This is a genomic window from Clostridium sp. Marseille-P299, assembly GCF_900078195.1.
Classification (GTDB): Bacteria; Bacillota; Clostridia; order Lachnospirales; family Lachnospiraceae; genus Lachnoclostridium.
Genome location: NZ_FJVE01000007.1, coordinates 900,793 through 919,755 on the forward strand (window position 1 = coordinate 900,793; position 18,963 = coordinate 919,755).

17 protein-coding genes are annotated in these 18,963 nt (G+C 32.4%); 11 read left to right on the forward strand and 6 right to left on the reverse strand.

Translation table 11 applies throughout. The features are described from left to right. The first annotated feature begins 17 nt into the window (after positions 1-17). The gene (locus BN4220_RS12090; protein ID WP_066716518.1) at positions 18-1,184 is read left to right on the forward strand and encodes a nucleotidyltransferase domain-containing protein; all 1,167 of its coding nucleotides are present in this window, start codon (positions 18-20) and stop codon (positions 1,182-1,184) included. A 93-nt stretch (positions 1,185-1,277) separates the two neighbouring features. On the opposite strand, the gene BN4220_RS20105 is transcribed toward BN4220_RS12090, so the two are convergent. Together BN4220_RS20105 and BN4220_RS12095 are read right to left on the reverse strand one after the other, a co-directional pair. Further along, a complete protein-coding gene (locus BN4220_RS20105) occupies positions 1,278-1,424 on the reverse strand; it encodes a hypothetical protein (RefSeq protein WP_156476419.1) in 147 nt (48 codons plus the stop codon). Between the two features lie 133 nt (positions 1,425-1,557). Next, positions 1,558-3,492, reverse strand: a complete 1,935-nt coding sequence (locus BN4220_RS12095; protein WP_066716519.1) for an asparagine synthase-related protein — start codon at positions 3,490-3,492, stop codon at positions 1,558-1,560. Between the two features lie 177 nt (positions 3,493-3,669). Between BN4220_RS12095 and BN4220_RS12100 the strand changes: the two genes are divergently transcribed. The 3 genes from BN4220_RS12100 (at position 3,670) to BN4220_RS12110 (ending at position 5,549) form a co-directional block, all read left to right on the forward strand. Beyond that, positions 3,670-4,590, forward strand: coding sequence for a hypothetical protein (locus tag BN4220_RS12100; RefSeq protein WP_066716520.1), 921 nt, complete (start codon positions 3,670-3,672; stop codon positions 4,588-4,590). A 239-nt stretch (positions 4,591-4,829) separates the two neighbouring features. Beyond that, positions 4,830-5,105: a PqqD family peptide modification chaperone gene (locus BN4220_RS12105; protein ID WP_066716529.1), complete on the forward strand. Its 276-nt coding sequence runs from the start codon at positions 4,830-4,832 to the stop codon at positions 5,103-5,105. A 15-nt stretch (positions 5,106-5,120) separates the two neighbouring features. Further along, positions 5,121-5,549, forward strand: coding sequence for a lasso peptide biosynthesis B2 protein (locus BN4220_RS12110; RefSeq protein WP_066716531.1), 429 nt, complete (start codon positions 5,121-5,123; stop codon positions 5,547-5,549). 106 nt (positions 5,550-5,655) lie between these two features. Here the strand turns inward: BN4220_RS12110 and sulP are convergent, their stop codons facing one another. Then, positions 5,656-7,317 (reverse strand): SulP family inorganic anion transporter, encoded by a 1,662-nt coding sequence (gene sulP, locus BN4220_RS12115; protein WP_066716533.1) that lies wholly within the window; start codon positions 7,315-7,317, stop codon positions 5,656-5,658. Positions 7,318-7,850: 533 nt separating this feature from the next. Further along, entirely contained in the window at positions 7,851-8,972 is a 1,122-nt protein-coding gene (locus BN4220_RS12120) for an iron-containing alcohol dehydrogenase family protein (RefSeq protein WP_066716535.1), read from the reverse strand. Between the two features lie 474 nt (positions 8,973-9,446). Here BN4220_RS12120 and BN4220_RS12125 point away from each other — a divergent pair, with 474 nt between their 5' ends. The 4 genes from BN4220_RS12125 (at position 9,447) to BN4220_RS12140 (ending at position 12,954) form a co-directional block, all read left to right on the forward strand. Next, positions 9,447-10,103, forward strand: coding sequence for a response regulator transcription factor (locus tag BN4220_RS12125; RefSeq protein WP_066716538.1), 657 nt, complete (start codon positions 9,447-9,449; stop codon positions 10,101-10,103). Then, positions 10,100-11,503 (forward strand): sensor histidine kinase, encoded by a 1,404-nt coding sequence (locus tag BN4220_RS12130; RefSeq protein WP_066716541.1) that lies wholly within the window; start codon positions 10,100-10,102, stop codon positions 11,501-11,503. The genes BN4220_RS12125 and BN4220_RS12130 overlap by 4 nt, the downstream gene beginning before the upstream one ends. Position 11,504: 1 nt before the next feature. Further along, on the forward strand, positions 11,505-12,062 hold the full coding sequence (locus BN4220_RS12135) for a hypothetical protein (protein WP_066716543.1): 558 nt from the start codon (positions 11,505-11,507) through the stop codon (positions 12,060-12,062). A gap of 121 nt (positions 12,063-12,183) precedes the next feature. Then, positions 12,184-12,954, forward strand: coding sequence for a hypothetical protein (locus BN4220_RS12140; protein WP_066716545.1), 771 nt, complete (start codon positions 12,184-12,186; stop codon positions 12,952-12,954). A gap of 277 nt (positions 12,955-13,231) precedes the next feature. On the opposite strand, the gene BN4220_RS12145 is transcribed toward BN4220_RS12140, so the two are convergent. After that, positions 13,232-14,044 (reverse strand): alpha/beta fold hydrolase, encoded by an 813-nt coding sequence (locus BN4220_RS12145; RefSeq protein ID WP_066716548.1) that lies wholly within the window; start codon positions 14,042-14,044, stop codon positions 13,232-13,234. A gap of 324 nt (positions 14,045-14,368) precedes the next feature. Here BN4220_RS12145 and recQ point away from each other — a divergent pair, with 324 nt between their 5' ends. After that, on the forward strand, positions 14,369-16,765 hold the full coding sequence (gene recQ / locus BN4220_RS12150; RefSeq protein ID WP_082812286.1) for a DNA helicase RecQ: 2,397 nt from the start codon (positions 14,369-14,371) through the stop codon (positions 16,763-16,765). A gap of 248 nt (positions 16,766-17,013) precedes the next feature. Here recQ and BN4220_RS12155 read toward each other — a convergent pair whose 3' ends face one another. Beyond that, a complete protein-coding gene (locus tag BN4220_RS12155; RefSeq protein WP_066716551.1) occupies positions 17,014-17,889 on the reverse strand; it encodes a LysR family transcriptional regulator in 876 nt (291 codons plus the stop codon). Between the two features lie 144 nt (positions 17,890-18,033). On the opposite strand from BN4220_RS12155, the gene BN4220_RS12160 reads away from it, so the two are divergent. Next, positions 18,034-18,615, forward strand: a complete 582-nt coding sequence (locus BN4220_RS12160) for a UbiX family flavin prenyltransferase (RefSeq protein WP_066716553.1) — start codon at positions 18,034-18,036, stop codon at positions 18,613-18,615. Continuing rightward, positions 18,602-18,961, forward strand: a complete 360-nt coding sequence (locus BN4220_RS12165) for a prenylated flavin chaperone LpdD (RefSeq protein WP_066716554.1) — start codon at positions 18,602-18,604, stop codon at positions 18,959-18,961. Before BN4220_RS12160 ends, BN4220_RS12165 begins: the two co-directional genes overlap by 14 nt. Positions 18,962-18,963 lie beyond the last annotated feature (2 nt).

Genomic DNA, 18,963 nt, shown 5'->3' on the forward strand with positions numbered 1-18,963 from the left:
TAATAGGAAGGTGCTTTATGACAGAATTAGCGGATTACTTAGCAGAATTAATTACTGCTCAATTGGATGGTAGGATACCAGCGCCAGTACCAAATAACATCTCTGTTCCTACGTTATTTCATATAGGGAAAAGTCATTATCTCAATGTTTTACTATTAAAATCTATCATGCAGCTAGAAGTGGAAGAAGCACAAAAAGAGAAGGCAAAACAAGAGGTTTTATCTTGCATATTAAAATCTGCTACACAAAAAAATGAACTAAAAAAGATTTTGGATTGCTTCGAAAAAAATAGGATTAAAAATCATCCTATGAAGGGGTGTATATTAAAGCAAGTATATAGTGTTGCGGAATTAAGGGAAATGAGTGATATTGATATTTTAGTGGAAGAAAATAATATGGGCAAAGTCCAGAAACTTTTGGCGGAGCTTGGCTATGAATTAAAGTATCAAGAAGCTCAGCATGATATTTACATAAAAAAGCCATATATGGTAGTGGAAATTCATCGTTCTCTTTATAATGCAAGGATAGATACCTATCAATTTAATTATTTTGGTACATTTCAAAAAAGTAGGCTAATACCGGGAAAGAGTTATACATACGAGTTTAGCAAGGAAGATTTCTATATTTATATGATTGCCCATATGGCAAAACATTTTTATGAAACAGGATGTGGAATCAGAAATCTAGTTGATATTTATGTTTTTTTAGAAAAGTACAAACAGATTATCGATAAAGATTATTTAAATCAAGAGTTGATAAAATGTGGTTTGTACAAGTTTGCTCAATATATGGAAGAGTTGTCCTATACTTGGTTACAAGGAAAAGAGTCAACACCTTTTTTAGATGATTTGTTTGAATATATGTTAAACTGCGGTGTCTATGGAAAAGATGAAAATGGAATATGGAATCAGTATGCAAAAGAATCTGTCGCTAAAACAAAATATTCAAGAATCAAGTTAAGAATGTGGTATTATTTTCCTCCGCTTTATTATATGAAAGTATATTATCCGTGGTTGAAAAAAGCACCATTTTTCTTGCCAATAGCTTGGGGAATTCGGGGGGCTAGTGGAGTATTTGAGAGTAAGGGAAAAGATAAGATAAGGTTACTAAAAGTAGCAGATCCAAGAGAAATTGAAACAATCCAAAAAATTTATAAGGAGATAAATCTTGATTTTCACGCATAGAAGTACGGGTATTTTTTAAACTAAATAGGAAGAGACAAGTTATAGTTTTAGACTATCTTGTTTCTTCCTATTTTTATAACAATGTATTATAGATTAAGAACGATAAGTAGTGTGATCAGTTGGGTTACCTTTATCGTCATAATCAGTCCAAGTGTGGTCAACATGTTCCTTATTCTTACCACCGGATGCAGTTGCTTTAAAATCCAACATTACAATTTCTGGATTTTCCCATTTTTTCATAGTATTTTACCTCCATCATTATTAACATGAAACTAACAAACTTAGAAATAAGTGTAATTTAATTCCAATGCTTGTAAATGATTTTATAATAAAAGTAATATAATATCAAGAAATCTAACAGAACTGTAATAACTTATGGACAATTAAGGAATGTCCAATCAAAATATTTTGACATAACGAATAAGATCGTTAATTGCCGAAAGGCAGCAGAATGCTCTGCGTCAACTTGATGATCAAAATAGTTAAAATACTCAGTGGTTTTTACTTTATTAATGTAAGGGACAAAGTCTTTTGAGAATATCCCTTGATGAAAAAGATCTTTATACTCCTTCCAATGTTTGTTATAGCGATGTAGGTAGTCAGCCCCTTGTAATCCACGATGATATGTATCATCTAAGATTGTATTCGGAATAATTCCTTTCATATATTTACGAACAAGTCTACGTTCATATCCTTCACTAACAAAACAAGAAAATGGCAATGTCATAGTTAATTCAATTAAATGTTTATCAGCAAGAGGATCTCGAAGAAGCATACCGTATTTCAAACCTAGTTTTGTTTTAAATTCGCCCACTTGTGAAAATTCAAGTTTAGAGAACATGTCCGATTTAATCTCTTTCCATTTTGGAATTATGGTATGATTGCTGTTATAAAAATTTTTTCTAAGTCGAATATTTGTTTTATAGCACTTGGCTAATTCTTTGTTTACAAGGACATCTTGAAATAAATCATCTCTTTTTGCCAACCATCTACTAAATGGTTCTGAAAAGACAGATTTTGTTAGCGAGAATGCGAGTCTTTTTCTTGAGATACGATGATATTTACCATATGTATCTACTACTTTCATCGCTTTGATGAAATGTAGGTTTGTGAATAAATGCTTAAAATATTCTCTTAAATGACCATTTGATAGCGTGGAATTACCATGTTGTCCATCCAATAGGATTTTACATCCTTTTTTTGAAGCTGATTTCGCAATTTCGTTTAACCATACGACATTTTCACCTGATTTGGTAGGCAACTCGGTAATGGATATGATTTCATCAATTTCTGTCAATATGGATTTGCTTTCTGACGTTTCAAAGGAAGGGATAATGTTTGGATATTGTTTGCAAATGTCAAGAACTCCTTTTGATTCGTTTACAATATAGTAAGAAGAATGTGTATTAATAAAAGATTCTTCTGGTATTGCAGTAAAACTATAAAGATTTTTATTGCATTTTTGTAGTAATGGTGCAGCGACGCATGCTACAGACGCAGAGTCTAAGCCACTACTTAAATAAATTCCCACCTCTCCATCGGTCCGAATTGCAGATTGTACTGCGTTATTTAAGGTAGAGAGTAAACGATGTTGATATTCCGTGTCTTTTGCACGTTTCCATTCTTTTGCTTTTTTTATTGGACTCCAATACTCAATACAATATTGTTTCTCTAGTCCGATCGTAACATAGCACCCAGCGAGAACTTTTTTTACTCCTTGAAATGGAGTTTCTTCTGGGTTTGTTATCATAATTGGGGTTTTCATGGCCATACAATCGAGAATCCAGCGTTTATTTTTATTAATATTGTAATTATTGGCCTTTAATATAGAACGAATTAAAGTAGAAAAGTAAACTTTACCTTCAGAATAATAGTAAAATAGGGAACGGCTTGAAATGTGGTCTGCAAATAAATATGCTTCATTAATCTTGGAATCGTAAACAACAAAAGAAAAACATCCAAGTAGATGATGGATGCAGTGTCTACCCCATTTTAAAAAGGCATGGAAAATAAGAGCTCCATCTGGTATATGAGATGGTAATTGTAATTTAGAAAGCAACTCGTCTCTATTATCTAATACACAGTCGGCAGTAAGGTATATTGTTTTATCCTCATTGGAATATGGAAATTGCTCTAATTTTGCTTCTTTTGTAATATGTTGAAGAGCACAACCCATCATATGATTTTCTTTTGTTGTACTTTGGTACTCATCAATGCAATAGTTGTAATATGGTGATTTCATATCTTCTTCGTATGAGTGATTTATAGTTTTCTTAGTAAAATCGATAACTCCAAATATACCAGACATGTTAATAACCTTCCTTTTATATAGTTAAATATTATTTAGTTAATATAAGTTAGAAATATGTAATTATTCAGCAAATTATAATTATTATAACAAATATGGAAAAATTATACAAATTGTATTTGCCCAATACTATGAAATAATCTATAATAGATTGTAATAAATATAGTGAGGTGGCTTATGTACGAGTATCGGATATACGGATTAAAGGTAAGTTCTGAATTAATAATAGAAGAAGCATACAGGGATACTGTAGGAACTTGTCCGGATGTAAAAATATCGTATTGTTACGTAGAGGAAGAAGAGTTACATCAAAAAGCACATCAGCTAAAATATAGTTTTAAATTATTTAACTTTTACATAAAAAATGTTGGAATCTATCGTGTGAAAGAAGGAAAAGAAATCATACTAGAGATTACAAGAGAAGCGAAGATAGAAGATATTACCTGTTATTTATTGGGCACTGCTTTTGGATTTTTATTAATTCAAAGAGAAATAGTAGCGGTCCATGGAAGTTGTATATCCTCAAGTAACTTTGGAGTTATAATCTCTGGGGATTCTGGAGCAGGAAAATCAACAATTTCGACGAAACTTTTTCAAAAAGGATATGATTTTATAGCGGATGATGTATGTGCCTTAAATATACAATCGGAAGACATACTGGTGCAACTTGCATATCCACAACAAAAGTTATGTCGAGATGCAGTTACTAGTCAGGGGTATGATCTGGAGTCTTTGATTTACTTGGATGAAGAGAGAGATAAGTTTGCAATACGCCTACATAATACAAATCGTTTTCGGTTAGAAGCACGATTGGGTGTAATCGTCATATTAAATTGCTCAAGTGAAATCTCTGAAGTGGAAGTTCGATTACTAAGCAGCCACGAAAAATTGGATTTTTTCTTACATAGTATTTTTCGTTACGAATTGTTACAGACCTTAGGAATTCCCCATAGTTTTATGAAAAAGATCATAGAGATTGTAAATAGAACACCGATTTATAACCTAACACGACCAGAGGGTTTGAACACCCAAGAGGAAGTAACTGATTATATTATCGAAGTAATCGAAAAGAATAGACAAATAGAGTATCTTATGTAGGATATGTAGACATGTGAAGAAATTTGCGATGGAAAGAATGGATGAAGGATTGAAGAAAAAGTAAAAATATGGTAAATTGTATTGTAGAATAGGCGTTGTAATTGTGTAGATAATGATGGGGCAAATAATCTATGATGGTATCTAGATTATTTTTGTACAAGCTGTATTCGTTTCGTATTCTTTAACTTGCAACGCTGTAATTTTTAATATTCAAATTAATAGATAGAGGTGGTATAAAAATGGATTCTTCATCTGTGAGATTAGTTCGCAAATTAGATGTTACGGATTTATGTGGTGAGAAAGTTATGATAGATTTTGAAACTGGGAAGTACTTTATGCTAAAGGGTATCGCTAATGATATATGGGATATGCTAGGAGAACAAGAATTTATTTCAATCAATAATATAATTAGCGAATTATTAACGAAGTATGAGGTAGAGGAGGAGATGTGTGATACCTCAGTAAGGGACTTTCTAAAGAAGCTAAATGTAATGAATATGATTGAATATTGTTAAATGTAGGTGTAGTCTATGAAATTAATTCGATTTATGATGAATAATCGACATAAGAAATTAACATTAAAAACCTATCTGCTCACTGGATATTATCGATTATGCATACTTCTTATTCCTTTTAATAAATTAAAGAAGAGACTTGGTAGTATAAATGAGGAGTCTATTCAAAACGAATCAAATCGCAATTATAAAGAAGCAAGGCTTATTCAATGGGTAGTGGAACATGTTGCTCATAATTCACCCTGGGATAGCAAGTGTATGGTGCAGGCGTGGACGGCCCAACGGCTTTTAAGGAGTAAAAATATCTCATCTACTTTGTATCTTGGGGTAGGTAAGGATGATGAAGGTAAGATGATTGCACATGCGTGGATTCGAAGTGGACAATTTTATGTGACAGGTGGGAACGGAGAAGGATATGCTATCGTAGCACGTTTTCGAGTATAAGTATTTTATAGAGTTGGTATAAAATACATAAAAGGAATCATTTTCATAGAAAATGATTCCTTTTATGCTCCAAGCCAATATTATGTTAGTATCTATAATCCACTTTTTAAGCTGCTAACATTTCTGCCTTTTGTAATGCTTCATCAATATTCTTGCAGAAGTTTTCTTGGCCAATTTTTTGATAAAATCCAGCCTTTGTCATAACGGAAAAAGGCTGTTCTTGAACATGTGAGAATAGAAGTGTAATATTTTTCTTTCTACAAATTCTCTCTATATTTTCTAGGGTATGTAGAGCAGTAACATCCATTGCTCCAACGCTTCTCATTCTTAGAATGATTACTTTAATATGGGCTTCATTTGCGTTCGTAATTTCCATAAATTTATCGGCAGCTGCAAAAAACATAGGGCCAGTAATTTCATAAACTAAAGTATGCTTTGGAACAACTTTTAAATTAATATTTTCAGAATCAGATTCATTATCACTGTCTTCTTCCTGAATATATTTCCATCCTTTAATATCTGTAACATCAGCCATTCGTTTCATAAATAGTAAGGCAGTTAAAACCACACCAACTTCGATTGCAACTACTAAATCAAAGATGACTGTTAATAAGAAGGTTGTAACCAATACGATAATATCGCTTTTTGGTGCTGTCTTTACTAAATTCACAAATACCCTCCATTCACTCATGTTGTACGCTACCATAATTAATACAGCAGCAAGAGTAGGCATTGGGATAAGTGCAGCGAGTGGCATTAGTACTAATAATATTAGTAGCAATGTAATTGAGTGAACAATACCAGCGATAGGAGTTCTACCACCATTTTTAACATTTGCAGCGGTACGTGCAATTGCACCGGTTGCAGGCAAACCACCAAATAAACTTGAGAATATGTTTCCAATACCCTGTGCAATTAATTCCATGTTTGAACGATGCTTACTTCCAATCATACCATCGGACACTACACAGGATAATAGTGATTCGATACCAGCTAAAATCGCGATTGTTAAAGCAGGTTGGAATAAACTTTTTATAGTGTGGAAATTTAAATCAGGAATTTGCATTGTAGGGAATTTACTGGACAACTCACCATACACACTTCCAATCGTGCTTACATTCATACCTGAAAATTTAACGATTAAAGTGCTTACTATAACAGCAATTAAAGAACCAGGTATTTTATCTGTTACTTTTGGCCAGAGAATTAAAATGAGTAAGGAAATTGCTCCAATTAGTAATGCTGACCAATTAATTGTAGTGATATGCTCTGCATAAGCTTTCATCTTTTCTAGAAATTCAGAAGGAACACTTCCCATAGATAATCCAAGAAAATCTTTTATCTGACCAGCAAATATTCCTACTGCGATTCCAGCAGTAAATCCGGTTGTAATTGTATAAGGAATAAATTTAATTAATGTTCCGAATCGCAACAAGCCCATAATAATTAATAAAAAACCTGCCATGATTGTTGCTATAATTAGTCCATTCATTCCATGCTCTTGTATTATTCCATAGATTATTACGACAAAAGCGGCCGTTGGACCACCAATTTGAACCCTACTGCCTCCAAAGAAAGAAATAAAAAATCCAGCAATAATGGCAGTATAAAGACCTCTTTCTGGATTTACACCCGATGCGATTGCAAGGGCAATGGATAACGGAAGAGCAATAATTGCAACGATAATACCAGCAGTAATATCCTTTAGTAATTGCTCCTTTGAATAGTGCTTTAGCACTGAGAATAATTTTGGCTTAAGTTTCTCCATCCTACATAAGTCCTCCAATAATTTTATCTTTTGTTTGATTCCGTCAATAGAATAACAAGATTATAAACCGTATATATTGTCAAGGATCAAACGTTTCGTATGTAATTGCATGTAATAGATAAACTTAAGTGATGGAACACACATCAGTGGAAGATGTCATTATGTAACTTCGTAATAAAATAAAATTTAAGATAGGAATCTCAAATGAGCATCTCACCTATATGAGCAAACATTATTTTATTAGGGAACAACATAAAATGTAACACTTAATATAATAGTACATAAAAAAAGTAGTAAAAAATACTACAGATAGATGAAAATCATGTCTATTACCTAGATAACTACTTATATCTATTCATAAATTAAACATACTATTAAAATATTATGTCGAATGTAAATATTTTTCAAGAGATGATTTTAAAATATTATATTTTTATAAAATAATTATAAAAAAAATGGAATAAGGCGTGTATTTATGTGAGAACTGCCCGAAAATGAAATTATTTTCGGGCAGCTTGTAAATCGTGAAGACCTTATTTATTATTTTCTAACAACTTTCTTCCAGCCGCATCGGCGTCTTTGATTGCTTGAATAAATTTTTCTTCCGTTGGATTGCCAGGTACATAGCTCCATTCAATAACAGAAGAAGCCTTTTTAGCTATGATCGGAAGATGCTCATTCGTTAAGCCAATTTCAGCCATGGTTATAGGAAGACCAACACTATGGTTAAATTCAAGGATTCGATCTCTTTCTTTGAAGTTTTGTTCATATGTAAGTTGACATAAAACTCCAAAAGAAACAATTTCGCCATGTAGATGTTTTTCACAGGAAGGTATTAGTGAACTGCCATAATATACGCAGTGAGCAAGTGAACTGTTATAGTAGTAATTTTCCGTTGGATCTGGTTGGTTTTGGTTTACTGTACAGTTGGATACAATACCTGTAAGCATAATGATGTCAAGGGCAACCTGCTCAAGCTCGAAAGAAACTTGGTTGTTTTTGCAGTCTTCAATTGCCTTTTTGCCAAGTGTAATCAATGGGGAGGCACAGGTTTTAGCAATTCCAAGACCTAATAATGGAAGGTGATGAAGTTTCTTTTCCTGACACGCAAAAGCTACTTCGTATTCCTTTGAAAGAGCATCTCCCACACCAGCCCAAAACATATTATAAGGGGACTCTGCAATAATTTTTGTATTTATAAATGTGTGGTTGGCAGGCTGTTTTTGATAATAATATTCTTTAAAAGAACCATCCTCATTATAAATTACACTTAAATTTGTACAAGCTGCGCAATTCGATGCAAGAGTTGGAAATGTGAATACTGGTTTCTCAAGCATATCTCCAAGCGTCTTAACTGTATCACAGGCTCTACCACCACCGACAGCAAAGAGCATATCAGCTTGTTGTACCAGTGAATTATTTTTTAAGTTTTCAACGTTTTCCATTGTAGAATCTCCACCATACCAAACGTATCCAAGAATGGTAACTTGTGATCCTGCAATACCTTTTTCTAACGCATCCTTCGCTTTTTCCATAGCAGTTTTGCCGCCTACAACTACTGCATTCTTTCCAAAGTATCTTGTAATGTATGGGATTTCCTGATAGCAATCCTCTCCAACACTGTAATTAGGTAAAAATATGTTCTGATTTTTCATAATTAAGAACTCCTTTAGTTTCTAGTCTATATGAAAGGTAGAGAGTAATATGAAGTAGCGTTCCAAATTAAAAAAGCTATCCATCCAACTTGGATGAATAGCGCGATTTAGTTCTGCTTTTCTATGCCTAGCTTAAAAGGGCTACTCCTTCTTTTTTCAGCGATACCTATTCAATAATTAAATAAAATAATATAATAGTTAAATTAGTATGTCAAGTTAATTTGTTGAATTATTAGTGTATAGACTTGAAGATGTATATACAATTAATAAAAATATGGAAATTTATATTGGAAAATGATGGCGGTAATTTATAGTATATAACGTCTTGAAAGTTTTTTAATTAACGATACAAAAATGATACATACTTATGCTAAAATACGTAAAGTAAAGTTATAGATAATATATTAAAGATTATGAATATAGATGAATACAATCAGGACTATTATGCGTTTCTCGATTGGATAGGAGAAAGAAATGATTAAAATACTAATTGTTGAAGATGAAAAACCTATATCAAATCTAATTTTTCTTAGTTTAAGTTCCGCTGGTTATGAATGTGAAACAGCATATGATGGTATGGAAGCTTCTGATAAATTATTAGAAAAAAGATACGACTTAATATTACTTGATATAATGCTACCAAAAGTGAATGGCTATGAAGTATTAGAGTTTGTAAAACCAATGGATATACCAGTAATTATCATATCAGCAAAAGGAAAATTAGAGGATAGAATAAAAGGATTAAAACTGGGGGCAGATGATTATTTAACTAAACCCTTTGAAATATTAGAACTTTTAGCAAGAGTAGAGAGTGTATTAAGAAGATGCCATAAAAGTTCAGATATTATAGAATACGAAGATGTTTCTATCAATTTGAAGGGCCATCTAGTTAAGAAGGCAGATAAAGTGATTAACTTAACAGAAAAAGAATTCAATCTATTAGTCTTTTTTATACAAAATAAGAATGTTGCATTGTATCGGGAACAGATTTATGAAAGAGTCTGGGAAGGAGAATATAAAGGAGACACTAGAACAGTTGATTTACATATTCAACGGTTAAGAAAAAAAATGGGATGGGAAAAGAAAATTATTTCCATTCATAAAATAGGTTATATGTTGGAGGAGTCATGAAATTTTCATTGAAAATCTTTATTAGTACATTTTTGCTCGTGATGCTAACGTTATGTGTAGGTGAAACCATAGTGCTTTCAATTACATTTAATAAAGAGCTAAGAAGTGAGATAGAACAGGGGAAAAATGAAAACTTAATGATGCGAATGCAAATTGCAACATTAACAAAAAATTATAATAAATCCATATACCGGAATGAAAGAGAGGTCTTAGAAACTGTATTAAAGACCCTTACAAAAAGCTGGAAATATGAAAACCGGCAATATTTGATTTTAGATCAATATAAAAATGTAAGAGAAGAAAATGGTAGATATTTTAATTTAATATCTCTAAAAGAATTCCCAGAGAATGAAGAGGCCTTAAAATATAACATAAATAAAATAGAAGATAGGTATTATCTTTCAATGTGCACAAGACTGAATATGGAGGAAGATATCTTTATCATAAATACGCGTGATATTTCAGAGCTATTCGAGGATAGAGATGAATTACTGCGGATAGCTTTTATCGTGAATTTGTTCATTGGAGGTATTGGTGCTGCTTTTAATTGGATTATTGTATATAAAATATCAAAACCAATTAGAGAGATGACCCTTGCAACAAAAAAAATAAAAGAAGGCAGTTTCGGAGTAAAAGTCAGTACGAGAAATAAAGATGAGTTAGGTGTTCTAGCAGACTGCTTTAATGGGATGATAGAATCCTTAGATGAAAAAATACTGGAACTAAAAGATGCCGCAAGAAGACAGGAAGATTTCGTTGGAAGTTTTGCACACGAAATAAAAACTCCACTAACATCCATTATTGGGTATGCTGATCTTTTGCGAAGTAAGAAGATGGATACTGAAACAACATTTATGGCTGCAAATTATATTTTTACTGAAGGAAAAAGGCTTGAAAATATTTCAATTAAGCTTTTGGAATTGATTGTTGAAAAGAATAACAAAGTACAAATGAGTGAAATTTTTGTAGACCAATTACTTTGTGAAGTTGTAGAAATATTAAAACCTGTTCTTGAGGAAAAAAGTATAAAAGTTATTATGAACACGGAACATTTTCTTATAAATGTAGATGTGGAACTGATGAAGACAGTTTTTATCAATGTCATAGACAATGCAAGAAAGGCAGTTGATATAAATGGTATTATTACGATAGAAGCACATAGGGCAGATGAAAAAGTTACAATTGAAATTATCGATAATGGGAGAGGAATTCCAAAAGAGGATCTAGAGAAAATTACGGAAGCCTTTTATAGAGTAGATAAATCCCGAGCTAGAAAAGAAGGTGGCGTAGGACTAGGTTTGAGTATCACTGAACAGATTATTAAGTTACATCATGGAGAAATTAAATTTGATAGTGAACTGAATAAAGGGACAAGAGTTTGTATTAGTTGGAGGTGTTAGGATGAAAACATTCATTAGATATTTATTTGGTGGAGTTGTGACAGTATCTATTGTTTTAGTCTTTATGATATTCTCGCACATATATTTTTCCTTTAAGGATAAGAAAACATTAAGCAATGAAAAAAGCATAGATATTACGGCTGTGGATATAAAGGATTCCGATTTGTTGTTGATGACGATTGAGGAAAAAATAAATATGTTAAATAGTAATATGGATATAGAAAGTGTAAGCCTTGAGACCGGAGACACTTATAGTTTATATGAGGCAAGAAAGCAATGTTTTAAGGAGCTTAGTAAATTATCATCCTTAGAAATGGATATCTATGGTCCTGTTTATCAAGAAATTGACATACGACCATATTTATTAATAAATGCGAAAACTCCTTCTCAGACAATGTTAGTCTGGTCGGGAAATGTAAAGATTAAGGATATTTCATATAATGTGGTGCTAGAAGAAGAATCCGGAAAGCTAATAAAATTAGAGTCGGATGAGTGGAATAACAATGAGTTTAAAGAAAGTGTTCAAAAGGAATGGGAAAATTATTTGCAAGCGGAGTAGGATGATACAAATTAGATACATTTTATTGCTAAGATAAATTTATAAGAAAATACAAAAGAACTCGCGGCGGCTTCTTTTCATAATTTTATAGTTGTAGTGGGTAAAAGAATAGGAGAATAAAATGAGAAAAAATTTAAAAGGTAAAATTGCAATTACAAGTTTAGCAATCATTGTTATTTTAGGTGGTGCCATCTATGTAAGGAACTCAAAAAATCACAACAATAATACAAATGTTGGAATTACTCAAGCAGAAAGCAATGGAAAAACTGAAGATGAAAATGTAGGAGATAAGAATAACTTAAATACGAATGTAACAGATAATTCAGATGAAACCGGTAATTTAGATGAAAACACTAATTTAGAAGTGCCAATGGTTGCATTGCCAGACAAAATTACTGGTATGAAGTCTGAAACTGCTGTGAATGCAGAACTACGAGATTTAATAATAGATTACTATGAAATTCCAGAAGAATACTATGGAGAAACTAAATATTATTATAATTATGTGGATTTAGATAACGATGGAACAAATGAAATTTTTGCTGTTGTTATGGGATCATATACAAGTGGAACAGGTGGAAGTTCTGCTCTTTGGTTAACAGAAAATGCAGGGAAATGGCATATCAAACAAGATTTTACATTAATAAATCCACCAGTTATCATAAGTGATACTATGACAAATGGTGTACATGATTTAGTAGTTCCTTACTATGGTGGTGGAGCAGAAGGTAATTATGCTATTTTAAAATATAAAGATGGTGAATATACAAGGGTTTCCGATAGCGAGACGGTTAAAGACATAGACAATATTACAGGAACAGCAATTTTAGCAAATGATATTCCAGCGGAAAGAGACGCAGGTATTGAAGCACATACTTTACTTGATGAGTAAAACAAAATAGACTAATACAAAATGACATGTACAAAATAACAAATTCAAAATATCAAATACAATATAACAATACAAAATAACAAATATAATAAATACAAAATAACAAATACAAAATAACAAATACAATACAAAATAATAAATATAAAATACCTATACAAAATACCTATTCAAAATTATAAAATATTGTTAAATATTTTATAAAATCCCAGTAGTGCTATAAAGGTTAGAATACTTGCCTTATTGCATTTCTGGGATTTTGTTTCGTAAACGTTTTTATTTATCCTTCAATAAACTTTACCAATTCCTCATTAAATCGATCTTTCTCATCATAAAATGTTGCATGACCACTATAATAAAATGGGAGTAGATCTGATGTTTTAATGTTTTGGTTTTGTATTTCCCCAAGTTGAAAAGGAACGACCTTATCATGAATTCCATGAATGATTAAAGTTGGAACCGTTATAGTCTCTAAATCTGAAAAAAGCACCTCATTTATCCAGGTATTTGCGATGGCAGCAGTTGCCCAACCAGCAGCTTGCAATCCTAACTGGAAGAACCATTCTGAAAAGCCTTGTGTAATGTGTTGAAAGAAAAAGGTATCACCAAAATCTTGTAGCATTTTCGGACGATCGTTGTATGTACCTTGAATTATCTGTAAAACAACTTCTTTATCTAATCCATATGGGAAATTAGGGCGTTTAATAAGGCTAGGAGCTGCAGCATCAAAAAGAGCGAGTTTTGATACACGATGTTCTTTGTGTCTACTCATATATCGAATAGCCATTGCCCCACCAGTTGAATGCCCAGCAAGTGTAATGTCACTAAGTCCTAAGGCATCAATGATATCTCTAACGTCATCAGATAAGGTATTATAATCGTACCCCGTCCAAGGTTTATCTGAATTTCCAAACCCTCTGGTGTCTATTCCAATGCACCGATATCCTAACCTTGGGAGTACATCGAATTGATATTCAAACAATTTATGACTTCCAGGCCATCCATGAAGAAAAAGGATTGTTTTTTCCCCTTTCGGATTAAGATCTTCAACATAAATATTAACATGATCTCTTGTTTCAATATAAAATCCCATAATTACCTCCAATGAAAAATACTAATCGTTATATCATTATTCGCATAAATTATGAATTATGAATGATGGGACAGTTGGAATGTTTGAATTCACATGATATGATAACAGAATATTGCGAAGTTAAGTGATTGACAGTAGTATCCAATTGGAATACTATGTATATAGAAGCAAAAAACTACTTGATACATATCTAAAAGTTTCTTTTCATTTCTGAGCTTAGCTATAATTTTATTCAAATATAAAAATAGTGAAAGCATTTGTGAGTAAATGCTCTATTTTTTCATGAAAATTCAGCAATATACAAATATAAGAAAGGTATTAAATATGATACAAAACGAGAATTCTAGTAGCGATCTAAATGATAGTTTAGACGATAATTTAAATATTAACTTAGTTGATGATTTAAAAAATAACTTAATTGATTATTTAAATAATAACTTAGCTGATAATTTAAATGGTAATTTAAAGCAAGCCTATCAGGTTTTGCAAAAATATTTTGGATATAGTTATTTTCGAGAGGGACAAGAGGAACTGATTCAAAGTATTTTAGAAAAGAGAGATACCCTTGGGATTATGCCAACTGGTGCTGGGAAATCTATTTGCTACCAAGTGCCTGCACTAGCAATGGATGGGATCACTATTGTTATATCACCATTAATTTCATTGATGAAAGATCAGGTTGCAGCATTAAATGAGGCAGGAATACACGCTGCATATATTAACAGTTCCCTTTCAACAAAACAAGTAAGCCTTGCACTACAATATGCAAAGCAAGGCAGATATCAAATTATATATGTAGCGCCTGAACGCCTTTCTACCGAAGAGTTTCTTGATTTTGCACTACAATCCAATATCACAATGGTAACCATTGATGAGGCTCATTGTATTTCACAGTGGGGACAGGATTTTAGACCTAGTTATTTAAATATCGTAGATTTCATTGAACAATTACCAAAACGCCCGATTGTCAGTGCATTTACAGCAACTGCAACAAAAGAGGTAATGGAAGATATTATATGTGTTCTTCGATTAGAAGAACCAACGATTGTGGTAACTGGGTATGATAGACCAAATTTATTTTATGAAGTTCGCACACCAAAGGATAAAGATGCAGAATTGATTGAATATATAAAAAATCATAGTTCCTGGTGCGGAATCATTTACTGTTCCACCCGTAAGAATGTTGAGGAAGTGCAGGAATTACTTAGGAAAAATGGAATTGACGCAGCAAAATATCATGGTGGTATGAATGATGATCAAAGAAATGAGAATCAAGAAGACTTTATCTATGATAGAAAATTGGTTATGGTTGCAACGAATGCCTTTGGAATGGGGATTGATAAATCCAACGTTAGGTATGTAATTCATTATAATATGCCTAAAAACATTGAAAGTTATTATCAGGAGGCAGGAAGAGCCGGTCGAGATGGAGAGGCATCGGAATGTATTTTATTTTATGCGCCAATGGATGTAAGAATCAATCAATTTCTTATTGAAAATGGTAATGAAAATGAAATGTTGACAGAAGATCAAAAGGAAATGATCCGTGAACGTGATGAAGAACGATTAAAAATGATGACTTATTATTGTTTTACAAAGGATTGTTTAAGAGAATACATATTGCGATATTTCGGGCAGTATACCGAAGCAAATTGCGATAATTGTTCTAATTGCCTCGCTGAATTTGAGGAAGTGGATGTTACTAACCTTAGCAAAGATATTATTGGTTGTATTAGGGAATGTCGTGAGCGCTTTGGTTTAAATGTTATTATTTCAACTCTCCAAGGCAGAAAAATTGCAAAATTAACCGCCAATCGTATGAATGAGAGTAGTTTTTATGGTAAGCATCAAATGGAAAGTGAGTCTTTCTTAAAAAGTGTTATGAATAAACTTATTATCGATGGATACTTATATTTAACAAGTGATAAGTATGCAATTGTAAAAGTAAATCGTAGTGCCAATGAAATTGAAATGGGAACAACCAAGGTTATTCTAAAGACTTCGAAAGAAAGTCAGAATCAAGGTAAGATTAATAGTAGTAAAAAACTTAAAAAATCTGAATTATTGACTTCAAAAGGATTCGAATTATTTGAAATTTTACGCCAAGTAAGAACGCAAATTGCTAGGGAGGAAGGAATGCCTCCATACATTATCTTCTCCGATAAAACGTTAACGGATATGGTAATCAAACTTCCTTTTAACAAGGATGAGATGCTTTTCGTTACTGGAGTAGGTGAGAATAAGTTTGAAAAATATGGTCAGGCATTTCTAGATGCTATTTTAGAATTTACAGGCGGAGTAAAAGAAAGACTTTGCTATGAAGATCAAGAGATCCTTGAAATATCAAAGAAGTCATCAAGTAATAGAAGTTCTACAAAAACTGGTAAGGAAGACTTCTCCTTGACAGAGGAGATTAGAGAGAATATTAAGTTTGAGGAATTGGTAACAATAAGTCAATTTGTAGATCAGCTCAACGAACTAAGAGATGATAAACGAATGAAACAAATAAATACGAAGCATTTTACAACACTCCTGAAAGAAAAGGAATATCTTTATGAACGATATGATGAAGAACTTCAAAAAAATGTAACCGAAGTTACTGAAAAAGGTTATTCTGTTGGTATTACCATGGATAAGAGAGTTGGAAGAGGCGGATTTGAATACAATGTGATTAGCTATAATAAAGAGGCACAGCAGATCTTGCTTGAATTGATATCATGAAGAGATGAATAGCATAGAATAGTGAAAACAAAAACAAAAATGAAATGAAAGACAAAACGTGAAGACAAACAGTGAATATAAACAGTGAAGACAAAACGTGAAGACAAAACGTGGAGATAAACAGTGAAGACAAAACGTGAAGATAAAAATCAAAGGTAAAAATGAAAGATAAAAAGTGAAGATAAAATTGAAAAGAGAAATGAAAAAAAGTGCAGATATGTGTATAATATCTGCACTTTTTTCGTCGTTTATAGATTTTGAAACTCATTCCAAAATAAATTAGATGCTTTCGTATGTTTGATTCCTTTTAAACGTATAAAAGCCAATTCACTTTTTATATTATCTGCTAGTGGAACTAACTTAATGCCAGAATGGTGCATGGATTCCACTGCATGCTGCATCATCAAGGAGATACCCATTCCATTTGAAACCAAACCCAAGATATTATCCATGCGAGTTCCCGTATATCCAATCTTAGGAAGAAATCCAGATTTTTTGCATATGGAACATACATGATCTAATAGACAAGTGCTCTTATCCAGTTGAAGAAAGTTTTCATCTTTTAACTGTGCGATGTCTATAATCTTTTGATTTGCAAGAGCATGGTCCTTTGGTAAAACGGCGATGAAATGATCATATTCTAAAGTGATTTTCTCATATTTATTCTCATCTAAAGAAAAAATTCTAGCATAAGCGATGTCGCAATGTCCTTCATCAAGTTCGTGCATTAAATTTGCACTCTCTATTTCTTCAATATCCAAACGTATTTCCGTATGTTTTTTATGAAAATCAGCAATTAATCCAGTGATTTTATACTGAGCCATAACTGGTATCGCATAAATTTTTAACATTGAACTTTCTGAATTTCGATACGGAGAGGTAGCGTTCCAAAGAGCATAATAATCTTCTAAAATTCTATGTGCATAGGGAAGAAGTGTTCTTCCAGCTTCTGTTAGTTCAATATGTCTTCGTGTACGATCAAATAGGTAAGTATCGAGTTCTTTTTCTAAGGAAATTATTTGTTTGGATACATTACTTTGCGTAGTAAACAGTCGTTCCGCTGTTTCTGTATAATTTTTAGTTTCCGCCAAATCGATAAAAAACTTCATTTTCTGAATATCCATAATGCCTCCAAGTATTCCAATATGGAATAGTATATCACAAAAATTGAATTGATTGTAAAAAAATTTCGAGTAAAATGTAACACGATAGTTTTACAAAGATAGTTTTAACTTTCAAGAGACCAAAGAGATGGAGGTGAGTATTAAATGAAACGACGAATTATTGTTGGCGTTAGTGGTGCTTCTGGTATTCCTGTAGCCATTGAAGTATTACGCCAATTAAAAGAAAATCCAAATGTTGAAACGCATCTCATTTATTCAAATGCTGCAGAAATAACACTTCATGAAGAATCAAAGCTTTCGTTAGAAGAATTTAAAAGCATGGCAGATGTAGTATATGATAATAAAAACATTGGAGCAGCGCCTGCAAGCGGAAGCTTTCGTACCGATGGAATGATAATTGTTCCTTGTAGTATGAAAACCGTTGCCGGTGTAGTAAGCGGCTATAGCGATAACCTCCTCCTACGTGCGGCAGATGTAACATTAAAGGAAAGACGTAAATTAGTGATGGCCGTAAGAGAATGCCCATTTTCAACGATTCACTTACGAAATATGCATGAACTAAGTAGTATGGGCGCGTATATTATGCCACTTGTTTTAAGTTTCTATCAAAAACCAGATGGACTAAAGGATTGCATACAACATATGGCTGGTAAAATTCTAGATCCTTTTGAAATAGAAGGGGAACATTTTAAGCGTTGGAGGGGACTTACCAATGAAAGTTATTGAAACTAGTAAACAGCTATATGGTTATGAAATAAAAGCAACTGTAACCTTGTTAGAAAAGGATATCCATGTTCTTATGACTGGAGGGTGTCTATGGCATACAGGGTCTGTTAGCATGTTCTGTAATGGTATAGAAGAAGGACTTATTATAGCTCCCAATCATAAAGAGGGTGAAATAAGTAAGGCATGGGCGAATGCAATATCAAAGCATTTTAATTGTCGAGCTACAGTAGTATGTGGAATTCACTTTGACAATGCTACTAAAGAAATGATTAAAGAAATAGTGAATAAATCAGATGAGATGTTACAGGATATCATTGCTCAAATAATGAAAGAGAAAAGAGGATAAGA

Coding starts and splice junctions, on each gene's coding strand:
- sulP (WP_066716533.1), bottom strand. CDS start 7,317: ATGGAGAAACTTAAGCCAAAATTATTCTCAGTGCTAAAGCACTATTCA.
- BN4220_RS12125 (WP_066716538.1), top strand. CDS start 9,447: ATGATTAAAATACTAATTGTTGAAGATGAAAAACCTATATCAAATCTA.
- BN4220_RS12095 (WP_066716519.1), bottom strand. CDS start 3,492: ATGTCTGGTATATTTGGAGTTATCGATTTTACTAAGAAAACTATAAAT.
- BN4220_RS12145 (WP_066716548.1), bottom strand. CDS start 14,044: ATGGGATTTTATATTGAAACAAGAGATCATGTTAATATTTATGTTGAA.
- BN4220_RS12090 (WP_066716518.1), top strand. CDS start 18: ATGACAGAATTAGCGGATTACTTAGCAGAATTAATTACTGCTCAATTG.
- BN4220_RS12120 (WP_066716535.1), bottom strand. CDS start 8,972: ATGAAAAATCAGAACATATTTTTACCTAATTACAGTGTTGGAGAGGAT.
- BN4220_RS12135 (WP_066716543.1), top strand. CDS start 11,505: ATGAAAACATTCATTAGATATTTATTTGGTGGAGTTGTGACAGTATCT.
- BN4220_RS12155 (WP_066716551.1), bottom strand. CDS start 17,889: ATGGATATTCAGAAAATGAAGTTTTTTATCGATTTGGCGGAAACTAAA.
- BN4220_RS12160 (WP_066716553.1), top strand. CDS start 18,034: ATGAAACGACGAATTATTGTTGGCGTTAGTGGTGCTTCTGGTATTCCT.
- BN4220_RS12110 (WP_066716531.1), top strand. CDS start 5,121: ATGAAATTAATTCGATTTATGATGAATAATCGACATAAGAAATTAACA.
- BN4220_RS12165 (WP_066716554.1), top strand. CDS start 18,602: ATGAAAGTTATTGAAACTAGTAAACAGCTATATGGTTATGAAATAAAA.
- BN4220_RS12140 (WP_066716545.1), top strand. CDS start 12,184: ATGAGAAAAAATTTAAAAGGTAAAATTGCAATTACAAGTTTAGCAATC.
- BN4220_RS12130 (WP_066716541.1), top strand. CDS start 10,100: ATGAAATTTTCATTGAAAATCTTTATTAGTACATTTTTGCTCGTGATG.
- recQ (WP_082812286.1), top strand. CDS start 14,369: ATGATACAAAACGAGAATTCTAGTAGCGATCTAAATGATAGTTTAGAC.
- BN4220_RS12100 (WP_066716520.1), top strand. CDS start 3,670: ATGTACGAGTATCGGATATACGGATTAAAGGTAAGTTCTGAATTAATA.
- BN4220_RS12105 (WP_066716529.1), top strand. CDS start 4,830: ATGGATTCTTCATCTGTGAGATTAGTTCGCAAATTAGATGTTACGGAT.
- BN4220_RS20105 (WP_156476419.1), bottom strand. CDS start 1,424: ATGAAAAAATGGGAAAATCCAGAAATTGTAATGTTGGATTTTAAAGCA.